Origin of the sequence: Novosphingobium sp. Chol11, from assembly GCF_900218065.1 — a bacterium.
GTDB lineage: Bacteria > Pseudomonadota > Alphaproteobacteria > Sphingomonadales > Sphingomonadaceae > Sphingobium > Sphingobium agri.
Genome location: NZ_OBMU01000001.1, coordinates 817,238 through 831,127, shown reverse-complemented (window position 1 = coordinate 831,127; position 13,890 = coordinate 817,238). Strand labels below are relative to the sequence as shown.

The 13,890-nt window shown below is 61.7% G+C and carries 16 protein-coding genes; all 16 read right to left on the bottom strand.

The features are described from left to right. Position 1 precedes the first annotated feature (1 nt). Positions 2–307 carry an NADH-quinone oxidoreductase subunit NuoK gene (nuoK, locus tag NCHOL11_RS04205; RefSeq protein ID WP_037463269.1) on the bottom strand — a complete coding sequence of 102 codons (306 nt, stop codon included), beginning with the start codon at positions 305–307 and terminating at the stop codon, positions 2–4. Beyond that, positions 304–915 carry an NADH-quinone oxidoreductase subunit J gene (locus NCHOL11_RS04200; RefSeq protein WP_097091200.1) on the bottom strand — a complete coding sequence of 204 codons (612 nt, stop codon included), beginning with the start codon at positions 913–915 and terminating at the stop codon, positions 304–306. The genes nuoK and NCHOL11_RS04200 overlap by 4 nt, the downstream gene beginning before the upstream one ends. A 33-nt stretch (positions 916–948) precedes the next feature. Further along, positions 949–1,434, bottom strand: a complete 486-nt coding sequence (gene nuoI, locus NCHOL11_RS04195) for an NADH-quinone oxidoreductase subunit NuoI (protein WP_097091199.1) — start codon at positions 1,432–1,434, stop codon at positions 949–951. Continuing rightward, positions 1,431–2,480 (bottom strand): NADH-quinone oxidoreductase subunit NuoH, encoded by a 1,050-nt coding sequence (gene nuoH / locus NCHOL11_RS04190; protein WP_097091198.1) that lies wholly within the window; start codon positions 2,478–2,480, stop codon positions 1,431–1,433. Before nuoH ends, nuoI begins: the two co-directional genes overlap by 4 nt. After that, the gene (gene nuoG / locus NCHOL11_RS04185) at positions 2,477–4,483 is read right to left on the bottom strand and encodes an NADH-quinone oxidoreductase subunit NuoG (RefSeq protein ID WP_097091197.1); all 2,007 of its coding nucleotides are present in this window, start codon (positions 4,481–4,483) and stop codon (positions 2,477–2,479) included. Before nuoG ends, nuoH begins: the two co-directional genes overlap by 4 nt. 2 nt (positions 4,484–4,485) lie before the next feature. Next, entirely contained in the window at positions 4,486–5,802 is a 1,317-nt protein-coding gene (nuoF, locus tag NCHOL11_RS04180) for an NADH-quinone oxidoreductase subunit NuoF (RefSeq protein WP_097091196.1), read from the bottom strand. Then, a complete protein-coding gene (nuoE, locus tag NCHOL11_RS04175; protein ID WP_097091195.1) occupies positions 5,802–6,467 on the bottom strand; it encodes an NADH-quinone oxidoreductase subunit NuoE in 666 nt (221 codons plus the stop codon). The genes nuoF and nuoE overlap by 1 nt, the downstream gene beginning before the upstream one ends. Then, positions 6,467–7,702: an NADH-quinone oxidoreductase subunit D gene (locus tag NCHOL11_RS04170; RefSeq protein ID WP_097091194.1), complete on the bottom strand. Its 1,236-nt coding sequence runs from the start codon at positions 7,700–7,702 to the stop codon at positions 6,467–6,469. Before NCHOL11_RS04170 ends, nuoE begins: the two co-directional genes overlap by 1 nt. Beyond that, positions 7,702–8,538: an NADH-quinone oxidoreductase subunit C gene (locus NCHOL11_RS04165; RefSeq protein WP_097091193.1), complete on the bottom strand. Its 837-nt coding sequence runs from the start codon at positions 8,536–8,538 to the stop codon at positions 7,702–7,704. Before NCHOL11_RS04165 ends, NCHOL11_RS04170 begins: the two co-directional genes overlap by 1 nt. A gap of 1 nt (position 8,539) precedes the next feature. Continuing rightward, entirely contained in the window at positions 8,540–9,094 is a 555-nt protein-coding gene (locus tag NCHOL11_RS04160) for a NuoB/complex I 20 kDa subunit family protein (RefSeq protein WP_380800685.1), read from the bottom strand. After that, positions 9,085–9,459, bottom strand: a complete 375-nt coding sequence (locus tag NCHOL11_RS04155; RefSeq protein WP_097091191.1) for an NADH-quinone oxidoreductase subunit A — start codon at positions 9,457–9,459, stop codon at positions 9,085–9,087. The genes NCHOL11_RS04160 and NCHOL11_RS04155 overlap by 10 nt, the downstream gene beginning before the upstream one ends. Positions 9,460–9,585: 126 nt before the next feature. After that, on the bottom strand, positions 9,586–10,401 hold the full coding sequence (locus tag NCHOL11_RS04150) for an inositol monophosphatase family protein (RefSeq protein WP_097091190.1): 816 nt from the start codon (positions 10,399–10,401) through the stop codon (positions 9,586–9,588). Positions 10,402–10,578: 177 nt separating this feature from the next. After that, on the bottom strand, positions 10,579–11,142 hold the full coding sequence (efp, locus tag NCHOL11_RS04145; RefSeq protein WP_066515524.1) for an elongation factor P: 564 nt from the start codon (positions 11,140–11,142) through the stop codon (positions 10,579–10,581). A 100-nt stretch (positions 11,143–11,242) separates the two neighbouring features. After that, the gene (locus NCHOL11_RS04140) at positions 11,243–11,827 is read right to left on the bottom strand and encodes a M23 family metallopeptidase (protein WP_097091189.1); all 585 of its coding nucleotides are present in this window, start codon (positions 11,825–11,827) and stop codon (positions 11,243–11,245) included. Further along, on the bottom strand, positions 11,824–12,924 hold the full coding sequence (locus tag NCHOL11_RS04135) for a L,D-transpeptidase family protein (protein WP_176502180.1): 1,101 nt from the start codon (positions 12,922–12,924) through the stop codon (positions 11,824–11,826). Before NCHOL11_RS04135 ends, NCHOL11_RS04140 begins: the two co-directional genes overlap by 4 nt. A 185-nt stretch (positions 12,925–13,109) precedes the next feature. Continuing rightward, positions 13,110–13,823, bottom strand: a complete 714-nt coding sequence (thiE, locus tag NCHOL11_RS04130; protein WP_097091187.1) for a thiamine phosphate synthase — start codon at positions 13,821–13,823, stop codon at positions 13,110–13,112. Between the last annotated feature and the right edge of the window lie 67 nt (positions 13,824–13,890).

Sequence of the window (13,890 nt, the reverse complement as noted above, 5' to 3'; positions counted from 1 at the left end):
TTTAGCCCTTCATCCGGTTGACATCATCGACGGCAATCGTGCCGCGACCACGGAAATAGATGACGAGGATGGCAAGGCCGATGGCCGCCTCACCCGCCGCGACGGTCAGCACGAACATGCTGAACACCTGGCCCACCAGATCGCCGAGGAAGGCGCTGAAGGCGACAAGGTTGATGTTCACGCTCAAGAGGATCAATTCGATCGCCATCAGGATGATGATGACATTCTTGCGGTTGATGAAGATGCCCAGCACCCCCATCACGAAGAGGATCGCACTGACGACCAGATAGTGCTGAAGGCCGATCACAGCTCCACCCCCTGCCCCACGGGCTGATTGACGTTGCGCACGGCATCCTGCGGACGGCGGCGGTTCTGACGGGCGATGTTCTGGCCCTTGACGCCGCCGCGTGCACGATGGGTCAGCACGATCGCGCCGATCATGGCTACCAGCAGCACGATGCCTGCCGCTTCGAACAGGAAGATGTAACGCGTGTAAAGCAGCGTTCCGATCGCCTGTATGTTCGACATTTCCGGGTTCACCGGAGCCGCGCGCTGCGCCAGTTCGATCGGCCCAGCGCTCCAGATGCCGATCCCCAGAACGATCTCCGCCAGCAGAACCAGCGCGATCAGCATGCCAAAGGGCAGATAGTCGACGAAACCGGCCCGCAATTCCGCGAAGTCGATGTCGAGCATCATCACGACGAACAGGAACAAGACGGCGACCGCGCCCACATAAACGATGACGAGGAGCATCGCGATGAACTCGGCGCCGAGCAGCACCATCAGCCCCGCCGCGTTGAAGAACGCCAGGATCAGCCACAGCACCGAATGAACGGGGTTGCGCGACAGGATCGTCAGCGCGCCGCTGCACACCACCAATGTGGCGAACAGGTAAAAGGCAAGCACGTGAATCACAGGATCATATATCCTCTTCGATCGGGTCGCGGCTTAACGATAGGGGGCATCGGCGGCAAGGTTCGCGGCGAGCGCGCGTTCCCATTTGTCGCCATTTTCAAGGAGCTTCGCCTTGTCGTAGATAAGTTCTTCGCGGGTTTCGGTCGAGAACTCGAAATTTGGCCCCTCGACAATGGCATCCACCGGGCAGGCTTCCTGACAGAAGCCGCAATAGATGCACTTGGTCATGTCGATGTCGTAGCGCGTCGTACGGCGGCTGCCGTCATCGCGCGGCTGCGCCTCGATGGTGATCGCCTGAGCCGGGCACACCGCCTCGCACAGCTTGCATGCGATGCAGCGCTCTTCCCCATTGGGATAGCGGCGCAGCGCATGTTCCCCCCGGAACCGCGGCGAAATCGGGTTCTTCTCATAGGGATAGTTGATCGTCGCCTTGGGCTTGAAAAAATACTTCAAGGTCAAAGCGTGCGCCTTCACAAACTCCCAGAGCGTGAAGGATTTGACGTAATAGCCGAGGCTCATTGAGCGCCTCCGTAGCGCGTAAACATCAGGAAGCCCGATACCAGGAAGACGAAGAAGAGCGACACCGGCAGGAACACTTTCCAGCCCAGCCGCATCAGCTGGTCATAGCGGTAACGGGGCACCGTCGCCTTCACCCAGGAAAAGACGAAGAAGAAGAAGAGAATCTTGGCGAAAAGCCAGATGATGCCCGGCACATAGTAAAGCGGCGCCCAGTCGATCGGCGGCAGATATCCGCCCCAGAAGAGAATGGCGTTAAGCGCACACATCAGAATGACGTTCGCATATTCGCCGAGCCAGTAGAGCGCGAACGACATGGACGAATATTCGGTCTGGTAGCCTGCGACCAGTTCGCTTTCCGCTTCGGTCAGGTCGAACGGCGCTCGGCCGGTTTCCGCCATGGCCGACACCAGGAACATGATCGACATCGGGAACAGCAGCGGATTGAACGCATGGCCGTTGATGAAGCCATAATAGCCGCGCTGGCTCTCCACGATCGCCGTCAGGTTGAAGCTCCCCGCCCACAGCACGACGCAGACCAGGATGAAGCCGATCGAGACTTCATAGCTGATCATCTGCGCGCTCGCGCGAATGGCCGAGTAGAAGGGATATTTCGAGTTCGACGCCCAACCCGCCAGCACGATGCCGTACACGCCGAGCGAACTGATCGCGAGGATGTACAGCAAGCCGACATTGATGTTCGCCAGCACCACGCCCGCCTGGAACGGGATCACCGCCCAGGCGATCAGTGCCACGGTGAAGGTGATGATCGGCGCGATCAGGAAGAGCGCACGGTTAGCGGCCGAAGGGATGATGGTTTCCTGCAGGAACACCTTCGCCCCGTCCGCAAAGGACTGAAGCAGCCCGAAGGGTCCGACGACGTTGGGACCACGGCGCAGCGCCATCGCCGCCCAAATCTTGCGATCGGCATAGATGATCATGGCCACTGCCAGCATCAACGGCAGGGCAATCACCAATATGCCGATCACCGTGGACAGCAGCCACGCTCCGTTGAAGGGAAGCCCCCAATTTTGAAAGAAAGCGGTCACTCTGCGGCCTCCGCGAAGCTTGTCCCATGGATCAGTTCGGCCGAGCATTGCTGCATCGTCGGGCTGGCGCGGCAGATGGCGTTGGTCAGATAGAAATCCTTGATCGGCGAACCGAACTCCCCGCTCGCCCCGGTGGGCAGCGACGGCACGGACCAGCCATAATCGGCGAGACCTTCGACCCCAAGCGCCGGAACCGCCTTCGCCATCTCCGCCCGCAATGCGTCGAAGCTGTCGAACGGCAGCGTCGCGCCCAGCACTTCGGAAAGCGCGCGCAGGATCGACCAGTCCTCGCGCGCATCGCCCGGCGCGAACACGGCCTTTTCACCGCGCTGCACCCGGCCCTCCAGGTTGACATAGGTGCCCGCCTTCTCGGCATAGCTGGCGCCAGGCAGGATGACGTCCGCCGCATGCGCGCCCTTGTCGCCATGGTGGCCGACATAGACCTTGAAGCTGTCGTCGAATGCCGAATAATCGGCCTCGTCCGCACCGAGAGAGAAGAGCAGTTTCGGCTTGGCCGCAGCCACGGCCTTGATCCCGCCCGTGGTCGCATAGCCCAGCATCAGACCGCCCATGCGCGCCGCCGCGAAGTGCAGCACGTTATAGCCGTTCCAACCATCCTTGATCAGGCCCAGCGTCTCGACCAGCGCCAGCGTATCGCCATGCGCACCATCCTTGGCCAGCACGCCGCCGCCGACGATCATCGCCGGACGCGCCGCCCTGCCGAATGCCTCGACCACAGCTTCCGGAAGCTTCGCCAGCAGCGACGCATCATTGCCCAGCCATTCGACCTTGTAGGTCAGATCGACCTGCGGCCCGAGCGCAAAGACCTTCGCGCCCTTCTTGATCGCCTTGCGGATGCGCGTGTTCACCAGCGGCGCTTCCCAGCGCAGGTTGGTGCCGACCAGCAGGATCACGTCTGCCGTCTCAATGCCATTCAGCGTCGTGTTGAAGTTGACCGCCGACAGGCTCGACACATCATAGGCCAGGCCCGTCTGCCGACCTTCCAGCATCGATCCACCGAGCTTCTCGACGAGCAGCTTGCCCGCGAACATCGTCTCGCAATCGAGCAGATCACCCGCCAGTGCCGCAACCGAACCGCCATGCTGGACGGCGGCTATCGCCTTGAACGCCTCTTCCCACGTCGCGGGAACCAGCTTGCCATCCTTGCGCACGAAGGGCTTGTCGAGCCGCTTGCGCACCAGACCGTCGACATTGTGCCGAGTCTTGTCGCTCGCCCACTCTTCATTCACGTCATCGTTGATGCGCGGCACGGCGCGCAGCACCTGACGGCCACGACTATCGAGACGAATGTTGGTGCCGACCGCATCCATCACGTCGATCGCAGGGGTCTTGCGCAACTCCCAGGGACGCGCTTCGAACGCATAGGGCTTCGACGTCAGCGCGCCGACCGGGCACAGGTCGACCACATTGCCCGACAGCTCGCTCTTGGCGGCATGTTCGAGATAAGTGGTGATCTGCATATTCTCGCCGCGATAGATGGCGCCGATTTCCGGCACACCAGCGACTTCCTCGGCAAAGCGTACGCAGCGGGTGCACTGGATGCAGCGGGTCATGACCGTCTTGACGATCGGACCCATATATTTCTCGGTAACGGCGCGCTTATTCTCTTCGAAGCGGCTGCCGCCACGGCCATAGGCCACCGACTGGTCCTGAAGGTCGCACTCGCCGCCCTGATCGCAGATCGGGCAATCGAGCGGGTGGTTGATGAGGAGAAACTCCATCACCCCTTCGCGCGCCTTCTTGACCATCTCGGTCTGGGTAAAGATTTCCTGATTATCGGCGGCGGGCAGCGCGCAGCTCGCCTGCGGCTTGGGCGGCCCAGGCTTTACCTCGACCAGACACATGCGGCAATTGCCCGCGATGGACAGGCGCTCATGATAGCAGAAGCGCGGAATTTCCTTCCCCGCCATCTCGCACGCCTGCAGGACCGTCGCGCCCGCCGGAACTTCGAGTTCTACGCCGTCTACTTTGACCTTGGGCATGATTACTCCGCTGCCTCCATGACGGGGGCGCTACCCTTATTCTCATTGATCCGCCGCTCGATCTCGGGGCGGAAATGCCGGATCAGGCCCTGGATCGGCCAGGCCGCCGCATCGCCGAGCGCGCAGATGGTGTGGCCTTCAACCTGCTTGGTGACCTGCTGGAGCATGTCGATCTCGCCGATGTCCGCCTCGCCCGAACGCAGCCGTTCCATCACGCGCCACATCCAGCCCGTGCCTTCGCGGCAGGGCGTGCACTGGCCGCAGCTTTCATGCTTGTAGAAGTAGGACAAACGGCTGATCGCGCGGACGATGTCGGTCGACTTGTCCATGACGATGACCGCTGCCGTGCCGAGACCCGACCCGAGCGCCTTCAGACCATCAAAGTCCATCGGCGCGTCCATGATCTGTGCGGCCGGAACCAGCGGCACCGACGATCCGCCGGGGATCACGGCCAGCAGATTGTCCCAACCACCGCGAATGCCGCCGCAATGCCGGTCGATCAGCTCCTTGAAGCTGATGCCCATCGACTCTTCCACGACGCAGGGCTTGTTCACATGGCCGCTGATCTGGAACAGCTTCGTGCCCCTGTTCCCTTCGCGGCCGAAGCTGGAGAACCATTCCGATCCACGACGCAGGATCGTCGGCGACACCGCGATCGATTCCACGTTGTTCACGGTCGTCGGGCAGCCATAAAGCCCCGCGCCCGCCGGAAAAGGCGGCTTCAGGCGCGGCTGGCCCTTCTTGCCTTCCAGGCTCTCGATCTGCGCGGTTTCCTCACCACAGATATAGGCGCCCGCGCCACGATGGACGAAGACGTCGAAATCATAACCCGAACCGCATGCGTTCTTGCCAAGGAAGCCCTTTTCATAAGCCTGCTCGACAGCGGCGAAGAGTACCTTCGCCTCATAGATGAACTCGCCGCGGATATAGATATAAGCAGCACGCGCGCGCATCGCGAAACCGGCGACCAGCGCGCCCTCGATCAGCTTGTGCGGGTCGTGGCGGATGATCTCGCGGTCCTTGCACGAACCCGGCTCGGACTCGTCCGCGTTGATAACCAGGAAGCTCGGACGGCCATCCTTGCTTTCCTTGGGCATGAAGCTCCACTTCATGCCGGTGGGGAAGCCCGCCCCGCCACGGCCGCGCAGGCCCGAAGCCTTGATGCGCTCAATGATTTCGTCCTGGCCGATCTCCAGCAGCGCCTTGGTATTATCCCAATCGCCGCGCTTCATCGCCGCGTCGATGCCCCAGTCCTGGAAGCCATAGACGTTGGTGAAGATGCGGTCCTTGTCGGCCAGCGGCGCGATGACGTCGCTCATTACCACTGCCCCCTATAGTCATGATTTTCGGAAACCATTTCCCTGAGCGTGGTCGGCCCACCTTCCGGGCAGCTCGTCTGACGCTCGATCTGCGGCCCGATCTTGGGCTGCTTGCCAGAGGCGAGATCGTCGAGGATCGCGCTCATGCTGTCATAGGTCAGGTCTTCGAAATTATCGTCGTTGATCTGCACCATTGGCGCGTTGGCGCAGGCGCCCAGACACTCGACTTCTGTCAGTGTGAACAGGCCGTCCGGCGTCGTACCACCCTTCACCAGCCCCTTGTTCTTGCAGGCCGAGAAGACATCGTCCGAACCGCGCAGCATGCAGGGCGTCGTACCGCAAACCTGCACATGATAGCGGCCGACCGGCGCAAGGTTGTACATGGTGTAGAAGGTCGCGACCTCGTAAACCCGCATGTACGGCATATCGAGCTGGTCAGCGATATATTCCATCACCGGCACGGGCAGCCAGCCCTGGGTCTGCGTTTCCGCACCAACCTGGCGTTGGGCAAGGTCGAGCAGCGGCATCACCGCCGATTGCTGACGGCCGGCGGGATAACGCGCGATAACCTTCTTCGCCTGTTCGGCATTGTCCGCCGTCCACGCGAAATTGCCCCAGCGGGCGCGCGTTTCCGCTTCGTCAGGGATATGAACTGCGTCAGCCATTAGCGGTCACATTCTCCGAACACGATGTCCATCGCGCCAAGGACGGCGGTTGTGTCGGCCAGCATGTGGCCCTTCATCATGAAATCCATCGCCTGCAAGTGCGAAAAAGCCGTCGGGCGGATCTTGCAGCGATAGGGCGAATTGGTCCCATCGCTCACCAGATAGACGCCAAACTCGCCCTTGGGGCTTTCGGTCGCCACATAGACTTCACCCGCCGGAACGTGGAAGCCTTCAGTGTACAGCTTGAAATGGTGGATCAACGCTTCCATCGAGCGCTTCATCTCGCCCCGGCGCGGCGGTGCCACCTTGCGGTCAAGCGAGAGTACCGGACCTACCGGCATCTCATTAAGGCACTGCTTCATGATGCGCGCAGATTGGCGGACTTCCTCGACGCGGACCATGAAGCGGTCGTAGCAGTCGAAATTGGTGCCGACCGGAATGTCGAAGTCCATGCGGTCATAGACGTCATAGGGCTGCGACTTGCGCAAATCCCATGCGATGCCCGAACCACGCAGCATGGGTCCAGAAAAGCCCCATTTCAGCGCATCTTCCTTGCTCACCACGGCGATATCGACGTTACGCTGCTTGAAGATGCGATTGTCCGCAACGAGGCTGATGGCGTCTTCGAACAAGCGCGGCAGGCGCGTGTCGAGCCAGTCGGCGATGTCTGTCAGCAGCTTCAGCGGCACATCCTGATGGACGCCGCCCGGCCGGAAATAAGCCGCATGCATGCGCGCGCCCGAAGCCCGCTCATAGAAATTCATGCAGTCTTCGCGCAGTTCGAACAGCCACAGGTTCGGCGTCATCGCGCCGACGTCCATGACATGGCTGCCAAGGTTCAGCATGTGGTTCTTGATGCGTGTCAGTTCCGCGAAGAACACGCGCAGATATTGCGCGCGGAGCGGCACCTCCAGGTTCAGCAGCTTCTCGACCGCCAGCACATAGCTGTGCTCCATCCCCATGGGCGAGCAATAGTCGAGCCGGTCGAAATAGGGCAGCGCCTGAAGATAGGTCTTATATTCGATCAGCTTTTCGGTGCCGCGATGGAGCAGGCCGACATGCGGATCGCAACGCTCCACGATCTCGCCGTCCAACTCCATGACAAGGCGCAACACGCCGTGCGCCGCAGGATGCTGCGGACCGAAGTTGATCGTATAATTCTGGATCTCGGTATCGCCCAGCGTCGGATCGTCCACGCTGGTCTTATGTTCGAGTTCGTCGAGATAGGTGGACATTAGCCTTTGTCCTCGGGCTTGGCGGCGCCTTTGCCTTCGTCGGTATTGTGTTCAGGCTGCACCGGAGCATTGGGGGACTTTTCATGCCCCTTGCTGTTCGCCGGTTCGCCCGCACCGGTATCTTCGGACTTTTCCGTCACCTTGGGCGTCGCGCCAGCAGGCTCTCCCTTCGGCGCGGCAGGCGGCGGAGGCGGCGCTGCCACGGGCGAGGGCGCGCCCGGAGCCTGCGGCGCCTTTTCATCGCCCGGCAGCACATATTCTGCGCCTTCCCACGGGCTCATGAAATCGAACTGGCGGAAATCCTGGGCCAGCTTCACCGGCTTGTAGACGACGCGCTTATCCTCTTCGGAATACCACATCTCGACATAGCCGGTCAGCGGGAAGTCCTTGCGGAGCGGATGCCCCTTGAACCCATAGTCGGTCAGGATGCGGCGCAGGTCGGCATTGCCCTCGAAGATCACACCGTACATGTCGAACACCTCGCGCTCCAGCCAGCCCGCGACGGGCCAGATGTGCGTGACGGTAGGGACGGGCTGATCCTCGTCGGTCGTTACCTTGACGCGGATGCGATGGTTCCTGGTGACCGACAGCAGATGATAGCAGACCTCGAACCGCTCGGCCCGCTCAGGATAATCGACGCCTGCGATTTCCATCAACTGCTGATATTCACCCTGAACGCGCAGGACATCCAGCGCCTCGGCTAGCCGCTCGCGCACGACGGTGAAGCTCAGCTCATCGGCATGATCGACCGCTTCGATCAGCATCGAACCCAACAGTCCGGCGATCTTGTCCGCGAGCCCGTCCGGGTTCACGATCTTCGGTGCAGAATGACCCATATCAGCGCTCAATCGTCCCGATCCGGCGGATCTTCCGCTGCAACTGCATCACGCCATACAACAGCGCTTCGGCAGTCGGAGGGCAGCCCGGCACATATATGTCGACCGGCACGATCCGGTCACAGCCGCGCACTACCGAATAGCTGTAGTGATAATAGCCGCCGCCATTGGCGCAGCTGCCCATCGAAATGACATATTTCGGATTGGACATCTGATCGTAAACCTTGCGCAACGCCGGAGCCATCTTGTTGCACAGCGTTCCCGCGACGATCATCACGTCCGACTGGCGCGGGGAAGCGCGCGGCGCGGCGCCGAACCGCTCCATGTCGTAACGCGGCATGTTGACGTGGATCATCTCCACCGCGCAGCAGGCAAGGCCAAAGGTCATCCACCACAGCGAACCGGTCCGAGCCCATTGGAAAAGCTCTTCGGTCGACGTGACGAGGAAGCCCTTGTCGCTGACCTCGCTGTTCAGCGCGTTGAAGAAATTCTGGTCGGGCTGCGTCCCCGCGGGCAACATCGTGCCGGGCGCGGGACTGGTCAGTTCTACTCCCAATCGAGGGCTCCCTTCTTCCACGCATAGACGAGGCCCAGCACTAGCTCCGCTATGAAGATCATCATCGTCGCCCAGCCGGCCCAGCCGATCTGATCCAGGCTGACCGCCCAGGGATAGAGAAACGCCGCTTCCAGGTCGAAGATGATGAACAGGATCGCGACCAGATAGAATCGCACGTCGAACTGGCTGCGCGGTTCCTCGAACGCCGGGAAGCCGCACTCATATTCCGACAGCTTTGCCGGATCGGGCTGATGCGCGCCCGTCAGGCGGCCGACCAGCATCGGCAGGAACACGAATGCCCCTGAAAGAAGCAAGGCGATCCCGAGAAAGATAAGGATCGGCAGATATTGGGCTAGATCGACCAACGGAATCCCCTGGGCGAAAATGAATATGGGCGCGCTTTAGGCCTGCCGCATAAGCGAAGCAAGGCCCCCCGCCATGAGAATGATTCGCAAGAGTTTACTTCTTGTACGCAGAAACGATTGCCTGCCTCAGCGCAGCGCTCCGGCAACAAGCTTGTGCAGCTTGCTATGGATGGCGTCATTGCCCGCGATGACTTCCTTGCGCTCGATCGGCTGATCCCCGCCACGAAAGTCAGTGACGAAGCCCCCGGCCTCACGCACCAGCAATATGCCCGCAGCCACATCCCAGGGTTGCAACCCGCTTTCCCAAAAACCGTCATACCGCCCGGAAGCCACATGAGCGAGATCCAGCGAAGCCGCGCCGAAGCGCCTTATACCGGCTACCGACGGACCTACGGCGCCGAAGATGCGCGTCCATTGGGCAAAATCGCCATGGCCCATGAACGGAATGCCGGTGGCGATCAGGCAGTCGCCCAGGTCCCGGCGCGCTGACACGCGCAGGCGCTGGTCATGCCGCCACGCGCCGCGGCTCTTTTCCGCCCAATAGCTTTCATCCGTCACTGGCTGATAGATGAGGCCGGTCGTCACTTCCCGCTTGTTGCCGCTATAAAGGGGCTCTTCCACGGCGATGGAAATCGCGAAATGCGGAATGCCGTGCAGGAAGTTGCTGGTGCCGTCGAGCGGGTCGATGATCCAGCGCGGCTTGTTGGGATCACCCTCGATCACCCCGCCCTCTTCCAGCAGGAAGCCCCAGTCCGGCCGTGCCTTCTGAAGCTCCTCGACCAGGGTGCGCTCCGCCTGCTGATCGGCCTTGGACACGAAGTCCGCCGGTCCCTTGCGCGACACCTGCAGATGTTCGACTTCGCCAAAGTCCCGCCGCAGCTTCGCGCCAGCCTTGCGAGCGGCGCGTTCCATGACGGTGAGAAGGCCGGAATGGGATACCATTTACTCAATCTCCCCCCTCCCGCAAGCGGGAGGGGCCGGGGGTGGGCACGATTGCGTAGCAATCGCATGTAACGCTTTGAACGAGGCAAGGGCTCGCTGACGCTCGCGCCCACCCTCGAACGGAGTCACGTGCCTCCGTTCGACCCTCCCGCCTGCGGGAGGGGAACAATCAGCAGTTCAATCAGCCCGCTTCACATATTCCCGCTCATACACATCGACGATGATGCGCGTTCCGGTCACGATATGCGGCGGCACCATGACGCGCACGCCATTGTCGAGGATCGCGGGCTTGTAGCTGGCCGAAGCGGTCTGCCCCTTCACCACCGCGTCCGCCTCGACCACGGTCGCCTCGACCGTTTCGGGCAGCTGCACGGAGATCGGGCGTTCCTCGTACATTTCCAGCATGACCATCATGCCGTCCTGCAGGAAAGCGGACGCGTCACCCACCAGGTCCTGCGGCAGGTTGATCTGCTCATAGGTTTCCGTGTCCATGAAGACGAGCATGTCGCCTTCGGCATAAAGATACTGGAAATCCTTGGTGTCGAGGCGGATGCGTTCAACCGTTTCAGCCGACCGGAAACGCACGTTATTCTTGCGCCCGTCGATCAGGTTCTTCAGTTCCACCTGCATATAGGCGCCACCCTTGCCGGGCTGGGTGTGCTGGATCTTGACGGCCCGCCACAGGCTTCCGTCATATTCGATATTGTTGCCGGGACGAATCTCGACGCCGCTGATCTTCATGGGAAGAGCCTGCCTATATGTCTGAAGGTGAAAAGAGCCGGCCTCATGTAAAAAGGCTGGCCGCGCCTCTACATCGTGCCGCCGATAAGGGCAAGTGGGCTCATCGGATCGGCCGCGCCAGCAAGGGATAGGGATTGATCGCCCGCCCCCTGTACCATGGTTCCCCCGGCGCGATTTCATTGACGGCAAAATGCAGGTGCGGCGCCGCCGGATCGGCATTGCCGGTGCTGCCTACCGTTGCGATCTTCTGCCCCCGCTTGACCATCTGCCCCTCCGCCAGTCCGGGGGCATAGCCGTCCAGATGCGCATAATAATAGATGCGGCGGCCGTCGGGCGACCGCTCATAGATGGTCAACCCGCCATCCGCGCTGGTGAACAGCTTCTCTATACGCCCGTCCGCAGCCGCCAGCACGGCCCTGCCACGCGCCGCCATGATGTCGATCGCATCATGCGGCCGGACACCACCTGCTCGCGCCTGGGTAAAGGTGTCGGTTAGCGCGCTTGGGGGCACGCCCTCGACCGGGATCAGAAGCGCCCCCGCCTCAGCCGCGGCCGGGCGTTCGGGCACGGCGCGCTGCTCAGGCCCGTCTCCCGGAACGATCCGAACGCACATTTTCAGGAACAGGAGCAGCAGCAGGACGGCGAGTAAAATGCCAAAACATCCTCGCCGTCCTGGCCTCCTCATGCCTGGAATACCGCCTGGACCCCGCTCTTCACCATTTGCGCCAGCCGCGCCGCATCCCAGTTGGTGAGGCGGATGCATCCATGGCTTTCGGTACGGCCGATCGTCTGGGGCTCAGGCGTGCCATGGATACCATAATGCTGTTTCGAAAGGTCGATCCAAACCACCCCGACAGGCCCATTCGGCCCAGGCTTCAACACCGCCTTTTCATCCTTGGCGTCGGCATCCCAGAACAGGTCGGGATTATAGTGGAAATCGGGATTACGGCTGATCCCCTTGATCTCCCATGTACCAAGCGGCAGCGGATCATGTTCCGATCCCATGGTCGCGGGGAACTGCGCGATCAGCTTGTTGGCCTTGTCGAAAACGCGCAGCACGCCGTCGGATTTGTCGACGACGACATGATCGGCCTGGGGCTGGTCCTTGGCGACCGCCAGGCTGGCCAGCGTAGTGCCCCAGCCGCGCTCATCTCCCTCGATCTGGGCCACCGGCTGGTTGCCCACGGCAGGCACGCGCACGGTAGCTCCGGGCCCTAGCTTCGTGTTGGGTGCATTCAACGCCACCAGCACTTCAGGCTTGGTATGGAAACGCTCGGCCAGTTTTTCGATGAGGTTGCGATAGCCAAGCGCAGGCAGCTTGGCCTGATCGGCATATTCCTTGGGGATGGCGGTGAACGGCCCACGGGCGAACTCCGCAGGGATCGTCACCAGCCATGTCGCTGGCGGCGGCTTGTCACCCAGCAGGGCCTTGGCCGTCGCGTCATCATATTTGCCTGTCTCCGGCAGGCCCTTGGCCTCCTGGAAACCCTTCAGCGCGGCGGTGAAGGACATGCCTTCCTTCCCGTCGAGCACGCCGGGAGAAAAGCCCGCCCGGTCAAGCGCCACCTGCGCCTGCAAGATCGAATCCGCGCGCGCTGGCGTGCCGCCGGGCTCCGGAACGATGGTGAAGGCGTAGGGATCGGACGCGGGCTTGGCTGCTGCGCCCTGCTGCGCCGCGTCCGTCTGGTTCCCAGGAGGCGCGCCCCCGCTTTCATTCGCGTCAGTGACAGACACCTTGCAAGCCGTGCAAAGCAGCGTGATCGCGAGCAGATATGTTTTCAAGGCAATGCTCTCCCGAAGTTCGGGAAGAGAAACGCGCAAAGCCCGGGAAAGCTTCCTCCCTCGATCAAACAGCATCCAGCAGGCCTAATTAAAGCAGGGCAAATTCAATCCAAATATTCAACCCGCTCGGGCTGAGCCCGTCAAAGCCCCTTCCTTCCTCAAGAAATACGGAGCCTTTGACAGGTTCAGCGCGAGGGCGTCACCTCCTGGGCCCCACCAAGCACAGCCGAAAACGCTGCAACGCCCGCGCGCGGGCCATCCGGATGCGCCCACACCGCGCTGCTTACCGCCAGGAAGTCGGCCCCTGCTTCCACCAACGGCGCGGCATTGTCCGCCGTTACCCCTCCGATCGCGACACAGGGCAGTTCGAACAATGTGGTCCACCAGCTGAGGATCGAAGGTTCCGGCCGATGATGGGTGTCCTTGGTCGTGGTGGGATAAAAGGCTCCGAAGGCGACATAATCCGCCCCCGCCTCCCCCGCTTCCATCGCAAGGTGACGGCTGTCATGGCACGTGACGCCGATCTGCACCTTGGGCCCCAAAATCTTCCGCGCCTCTCGCGGATCGCCATCCCCCTGCCCCAGATGCACGCCATCCGCGCCCAGCCTTTTGGCCAGGGCAACGCTGTCGTTGATGATGAAGGCAACCTCCCGCTCCGCGCACAATTTTTGCAACGGCTCTGCCGCGCGGGCGATCGCGTCTTCGTCCAGACCTTTCAGCCGCAACTGGAACGCCGCAACCTTGCCGCCGTCCAGAGCCTCTGCGAGCTGCGTCACGAAACCTTCATCGATCGCGGGCGGCGAGATCAGGTAAAGCTGGCAGGGCGGGCGGAAACCCTTTTCGAACTGGTCGGCAAAATGCGGGTCGAGCGCCAGCTCTTCGTCGGTGAAATCGGTCATGCGCAGCCCTTAGCGCGTTTCGACGTCCAAGGAAAAGAATGGAACCGCGTCCAGGTCCGGCGGCTTG

Bases quoted from the DNA above. Each gene is read 5' to 3' on its own strand.
- NCHOL11_RS04165 (WP_097091193.1), bottom strand. From the start codon at position 8,538: ATGGGTCATTCTGCACCGAAGATCGTGAACCCGGACGGGCTCGCGGAC.
- nuoF (WP_097091196.1), bottom strand. From the start codon at position 5,802: ATGAGCGACGTCATCGCGCCGCTGGCCGACAAGGACCGCATCTTCACC.
- nuoE (WP_097091195.1), bottom strand. From the start codon at position 6,467: ATGGCTGACGCAGTTCATATCCCTGACGAAGCGGAAACGCGCGCCCGC.
- NCHOL11_RS04170 (WP_097091194.1), bottom strand. From the start codon at position 7,702: ATGTCCACCTATCTCGACGAACTCGAACATAAGACCAGCGTGGACGAT.
- thiE (WP_097091187.1), bottom strand. From the start codon at position 13,823: ATGACCGATTTCACCGACGAAGAGCTGGCGCTCGACCCGCATTTTGCC.
- NCHOL11_RS04140 (WP_097091189.1), bottom strand. From the start codon at position 11,827: ATGAGGAGGCCAGGACGGCGAGGATGTTTTGGCATTTTACTCGCCGTC.
- nuoG (WP_097091197.1), bottom strand. From the start codon at position 4,483: ATGCCCAAGGTCAAAGTAGACGGCGTAGAACTCGAAGTTCCGGCGGGC.
- efp (WP_066515524.1), bottom strand. From the start codon at position 11,142: ATGAAGATCAGCGGCGTCGAGATTCGTCCCGGCAACAATATCGAATAT.
- nuoI (WP_097091199.1), bottom strand. From the start codon at position 1,434: ATGAGCCTCGGCTATTACGTCAAATCCTTCACGCTCTGGGAGTTTGTG.
- NCHOL11_RS04150 (WP_097091190.1), bottom strand. From the start codon at position 10,401: ATGGTATCCCATTCCGGCCTTCTCACCGTCATGGAACGCGCCGCTCGC.